General features: G+C 73.6%; 3 protein-coding genes. All 3 read right to left on the reverse strand.

The window, feature by feature from the left end; genetic code table 11:
• On the reverse strand, positions 1-1,995 hold a 1,995-nt coding region (locus tag BZL64_RS19855; RefSeq protein ID WP_086770538.1), incomplete at its 3' end, for a glycosyl hydrolase family 95 catalytic domain-containing protein.
• Complete coding sequence (locus BZL64_RS19860) at positions 1,992-3,959, reverse strand: beta-galactosidase (RefSeq protein ID WP_086770539.1); 1,968 nt, start codon at positions 3,957-3,959, stop codon at positions 1,992-1,994. The genes BZL64_RS19860 and BZL64_RS19855, both read right to left, overlap by 4 nt.
• The coding region (locus BZL64_RS19865; protein WP_086770540.1) for a WD40/YVTN/BNR-like repeat-containing protein at positions 3,959-5,719 on the reverse strand (1,761 nt) is incomplete at its 5' end. The genes BZL64_RS19865 and BZL64_RS19860, both read right to left, overlap by 1 nt.

Genomic DNA, 5,719 nt, shown 5'->3' on the forward strand with positions numbered 1-5,719 from the left:
GGCGGGCAGCAGGACCAGCCGGTCGGGGGTCGACTGGACGAGTGCCTCGATGAGCACGGCGGGCAGGGTGTGGGCGGCGTCCGCGTTGTAGACGTCGCGGCGGGGGTAGTGGGCGCTCATCAGGGAGGCGTGGAAGAAGTCGCCCTCCAGCACCTGGGCGAGGGCCTCGGTGACGCGCCGGCCGTCGCCCAGCCGGGCCGCGATGAGCGCGTGGTGGAGGTGGCCGTGCGCGGAGTCGTTCTCGGCGCCGCGCAGTTCGAGCGCGCGGTGGGCGGCGGCGGCGAGGCCGGGGGTGTCGTAGGGGTTGATCTCGTCGAGGGGCCAGACGGCGTAGAGGTGGCTGAGGTGGCGGTGGTCGTAGGTGTCGTCGAGGCCGGGCCAGGCCCATTCGGCGAGGGCGCCGTCGGCGTTGGTCCGGTGCGGCGGGAGCCGGTCGGCGAGGGCCTGCCAGCGGGCCGCGTGGTCGGGGTGGTAGGCGGCGGCGGTGAGGAGTGCGTGGCGGGCGGCGGAGAGGTCCATGGCCGCGTTGAGCGCCCCCCAGCTCGCGCCCGCGGGCCGGTTCTCCGGTGAGTAGGACGGGACGACGACGAGGTGTCCGTCGGCGTCGGTGCGGGTGAGGAAGTCCTCGTAGAAGAGGGCGACTTCGGCGAGCGCGGCGGCCGTGCGCGGGTCCTGTCCGCCGCGGGTCTCGTCGTGGTCGACGAGCGGCTTGAGCAGCCAGTCGGCGCCTGCGGTCCACAGGTGGAGGGGGTATTCGCGGCTGAAGTGGTACGTCAGGCCCGACTCGCCGTCGGTGTGCGGCGGGGCGACGACTCCTCGGGCGCCGAAGATCGCGCGGGCGTTCTCGCGCCAGTCGTCCGCCTGCCCGTGGATCAGCGCGGCGAGGGACGCCGTGACCTCGGGAAGGGCGGCTGCCGCCGCCGACGCCGTCTGGAGGTTCAGGTTGGCGTCGGTGGTGAACGCGCCGGCCCAGGCCGTGTCCCAGTCGCCGGTCCACAACCCGGTGAGGCGGGGCGGGAGGAGGCCGCTCGCGCTGAGCAGGTGATAGCGGCCGGCCGCGAAGAGCCGTTCCAGCAGCGCCGTGCCGTCGGGGCGCTCGAGCAGTTCGGAGCCGGGCAGGGCGCGTTCGCCGGGGTCGGCGTCGAGGTCGAGGCCGACGCGCTCGTAGGCGGTGCGGTGGAGGGCCGTGTGCCGGTCGCGGAGTTCGTCGTACGAGCGTCCGGCGAGGATCGCGCGCAGGGCACGGGTCTCCTCGGTGACGTCGAGGTCGCCGGTGTGGCGGCGGACGCGGGTGAGGAGCAGGACGGAGTCGGCGTCCTCGACGCGGGTGCCGGGGGCGGCGAGGGAGAGCCGGCCGCCGGTCACCGCGACGAGGGTGACGCCGGTGTACGCGCGGTCACTGTCCGGGTAGCGGGCGCGGATGCTGAGGACGGCGCCTTCCGGGGTGAGGAGCGCGCCGTGGCCGACGCCCAGGCCCGCGGGCACGTTGGGGAGCCGGTGGTCCAGGGTGAGGTCGAGGCCGAGTCCGGGGCCGGTGAGGTGCTGGACGATCACGTCGTCGGCGCGGGAGACGAAGACACGGCTGGTCCAGTCGGCGGTGGCGGCGGTGACCTCGCCGGTGGCGAAGTCGACGCTGCGGCGGTACTCGCGGGCGTCGGCGTCGGGTCGGCGCAGCCGGATCTGGAAGGCGGGGTGGAAGGGCTGCACCCATTGCAGGGGCCGTCCGTCGGTGAACTCCTCGGCGGCGGTGAGGTCTCCGGCGAGCAACCGGTCCTGGAGGGCGGGGAGTTCGGCGGCGAGCTGTGGGGGCTCGGCGTGTTCGGCCCCGTTGGGGCGGACCAGGGTGTGGTGGGTGACGATGACACGGTCGTCGTTCGGATCGCCGAACACGAGGGCGCCGTGACGGCCGTTGCCGCTGAGGAAGCCGTCCTCCCAGCGGGCGGCCGGGCGTGGTTCCCAGGTTCCGTCGACGGGGCCGGGGCCGGGACCGGTCATGGGGCCAGCACCGCGGCGCCGTAGCGGCCGAGGGTGAGCCCGTCGCTCACCTCGGTGTCCGTGAGGAGGTCCCGGTGCCTGCCCGGCACCTCGACGGTGACGGACTCGCGCCCGTGGTTGAGCAGGAACAGCAGGTCACCGCGGCGCACGGCCTCGACCTGGGCGGGCAGCCCGTCGAGCACCGGGGCGGCTCCCGCGCCGGCCGCGATCCGGGCGAGCAGTTCGCGCAGGGACTCGGGTTCGGGGAGCGTGGAGACGTACCAGGCGCGGCCGTTGCGGAGCACGGCGGGCAGGCCGTCCAGCTCTCCGCCCTTGTACGAGGCCTCGGCGACCGCTTCCTCGGTCTTGTCGAGCTCCTCCGACCACAGGGTGCCGCGGAAGCCGTCGCACTCGGCCCGCTCCCCCGGGTCCAGGGGCCACCACTCGTGCAGGGTGCGGATGCCGAACAGGTCGCGCAGCCGGGCGTCCATGCCTCCGGGGCGGACCCGGTCGTCCTCGTCGGCGACGCCGGTCAGGAAGCCGCTGACGAGGGTGCCGCCGCCGCGGACGTAGGCGAGGAGGTTGTCGATCGCGGCGTCGGTGAGGAGGTAGAGCTGCGGGACGACGACCAGCTTGTAGCCGCCGAGGTCGTGCTCCGGGTGGGCGAAGTCGGTGGTGAGGTGGGACTCCCACAGGGCGCGGTGCCAGGCGCCCAGGACGGCCGGGTGGTCGACGTGCGCGGAGAGGCGGCCCTCCTGGGAACTCGCCCACCAGGCGTTCCAGTCGTGCAGGATCGCGATGTCGTTGACGGTGTGCCGGTCCGTCACCCGCCCGGAGATGCGGGCCAGGTCGGCGCCGAGCTGCTTGACCTCCTGGTAGGTGCGGCCCTCCTCCCCCGCGTGGCTGACCATGCCGGAGTGGAACTTCTCCGCGCCCTGGCGGGACTGGCGCCACTGGAAGTAGCAGACGGCGTCGGCGCCGCGGGCCACGGCCTGGAGGGACCAGAGGCGGTTGAGGCCGCGCGGCTTGGGGTGGTTCACCCCGCGCCAGTTGACCGGGCCGGCGGCCTGCTCCATCAGCATCCAGGGGCCGCGGGCCTGCGAGCGGGTCATGTCCTGGACCAGGGCGCCGTGCTGGGCGCCGATCGGGTCGCGCGGGTCGGGATAGAGGTCGACGGAGACGACGTCCTCCTCCGCGGCCCAGCGCCAGGCGTCCTGGCCGGCCCACAGCGGCATGAAGTTGGTGGTCACCGGAAGGTGCGGGGTGGCCCGGCGGACGATGTCCCGCTCGGCGGTGTAGCACTCCAGGAGCATGTCGGAGGTGAACCGTTTGAAGTCCAGTACCTGGCTGGGATTCTTCAGGTAGTGGGCGTGGCGGGGTGTGTGGATCTCGGCCCAGTCGCCGTAGCCCTGGCTCCAGAAGGCGGTGCCCCAGGCCTCGTTGAGGGCGTCGAGGGTGCCGTACCTGCTCCGCAGCCACGTGCGGAAGCGGGTGGCGGCCTCGTCGCTCCAGTCGTAGGTGCAGTACTCGTTGTTGATGTGCCACATCGTGAGGGCGGGGTGGCCGCCGTAGCGGGCGGCGAGGTCCTCGGTGATGCCGGCGGCGTAGCGGCGGTAGGTGGCGCTGGAGTGCGAGAAGTGCTGGCGCCCGCCCCACCACTCGGTGCGCCCTTCCTGGTCGACGGGCAGGGTGTCCGGGTGGAGCCGGCCCATCCAGGGGGGTGGCGAGGCGGTGGGGGTGGCCAGGACGACCCCGATGCCGTGCTCGTGCGTCAGATCCATGAGCCGGTCCAGCCAGCCGAACTCCCGTGCCCCCGGAGTCGGTTCGAGCTTCGCCCAGGAGAAGACGCCGAGGGTGACCGAGTTGACGCCGGCGTCCTTCATCAGCCGGATGTCCTCGGGCCAGGTCTCCTCGGGCCACTGCTCGGGGTTGTAGTCGCCGCCGTAGAGGATGCGGCCGTTCGTCGCCGTGCTCAGGCCGGGCATCAGACGGGCTCGCCGTACTGGATGCCGCGCCCGTTGGTGGCGAGGTAGACGCGGCCGTGGATGCGGGGGTCGCCGGTGATGGCCTCGCCGGTCCAGCCCCACTGGTGGGCGTCGTCGTTGATCCGCAGCCAGGTCTTCGCGCCGTCGTCGGAGCGGTGCACGGCGGTGATCGTCTCGGTGGAGCCCACCTGGTAGATCGCGGGGTAGTCGGCCCCGTCCGCGGCCTTGCCGAAGCCGAGGGTGTACGAGGCCCAGCAGCTGTCGATCTTCTGGAAGCCGGCGCCACCGTCGGTGGACCGGTACAGGCCGTTCCATTTGGCGCTCAGCCACAGGTCGCCGGAGCGTCCCGGCGCCGCGACCACCTTGAACTGGGTGTCCCCGGCGGGCAGTCCGGTCGCCCGCGCGGCGAACGTACGGCCGCCGTCGGTGCTGGCCAGCAGGGTGCCCGCGTCGGTGTCGTAGGCGTAGAAGAGCGCCGGATCGGCCGGGTCGGCGACCGGTGTGGCGCCCTTGGGGAAGGTGGGGACCTCGGTCCAGGTGGCGCCGTTGTCCGCCGAGCGGTGCGCCGGGTACCGGGTGCCGTCCCAGTGCACGAAGGACCACAGCAGCACGCTGCCGTCGGCGTTGGCGGCGATCGGACCCGGCGCGTCCTTGGCGATGGCGGGCTGCGCGGCGAAGGGCGCCCAGGTCCGGCCGCCGTCCCGCGAGAAGGCGCCGTTGCCGTGGTCGCCCCAGCCCGCCCGGACCACGTACGACGGGTTGAGCGCGGCCTGCGCGAGTCCGGTCGCGGAACCGAAGACGGGGTTCGTCGCCATGCCGCGCGACGGGGAGGCGGTGAGCCGCTCGTGGTACATCACACCGATGTCGCCGAGCCCGCTGAGCAGGTGCGCCTCGCCCGTCGGCGGCGAGATCAGCTGGCGTACGGCGGTCTCCTCCAGGCCGCGGATCTGCGGGGCCCAGTGCTTGAGGTCACGGGTGCCGTAGAGGGTGGCGCCGGTGCCGTAGACGATGTGCCGGGAGTCGTACGGGTCGACGGCCAGCGCCTGGATCCACCAGCCGAACTTAGGCGCTGCCTCACCCCACTTGAGGTAGGGCGTCTCGGACACGTCGAAGACCGCGGAGTCCTTGAGGGAGGTCCAGGTGCGGCCGCCGTCGGTGGTGCGGTACAGGGTGTCGACGGCCGCCCAGCGGTTGTTGGTGGAGACCACGACGGTGCCGGGGCGGCGGGCGTCCACGGCGGCCCCGCCGTACCCGAAGCTGTCGGCTGAGCCGTCCTCGCTTGTGCCGCCGGGCTTCACCGGCGTGACCTCGGTCCACTTGCCGGTGGCCGTGGCCAGCTTGTGCACACTGCCGTCGGACTGGCCGTTGGGGCCGGCGGCATTGGCGTACGTCAGGTACAGCTCCCGTGTGTGCCGGTCGTACGCGGCGCGGACCGGGACCTTCGCGGCGGTGCCGGCGGGCTGTCCGGGGACGGGCTCCCAGGTGGTGCCGTCGGCCGTCCGGAACAGGTTGGCCGTGGCCGTCGTGCCGTCGGCGTCGCCCCAGCCGGCGTAGAGCGTGCGGCCGGCCGCGACGAGCAGGGTGACGCCCTGGCCGGTGGCGTTCGGGGCGGCCGGGAAGGTGTCCGCCGTCTTCCAGGTGGCGCCGCGGTCGGTGGACCTGAGGAGTCCGTCGTGCCGGGTGCCCAGCCAGAGGGTGTCGCTGTCGCGCGGGTCCACGAGGAGGCGCTCGCCCGTGCCGCGGCCGTCCTCGTTGGCGCC

The sequence above is a fragment of the Streptomyces bobili genome (assembly GCF_002154575.1).
Taxonomy (GTDB): Bacteria; Actinomycetota; Actinomycetes; order Streptomycetales; family Streptomycetaceae; genus Streptomyces; species Streptomyces bobili.

What these genes read in the sequence shown, in the direction of transcription:
- BZL64_RS19860 (WP_086770539.1), bottom strand. Translation starts at nt 3,959, where the DNA reads ATGCCCGGCCTGAGCACGGCGACGAACGGCCGCATCCTCTACGGCGGC.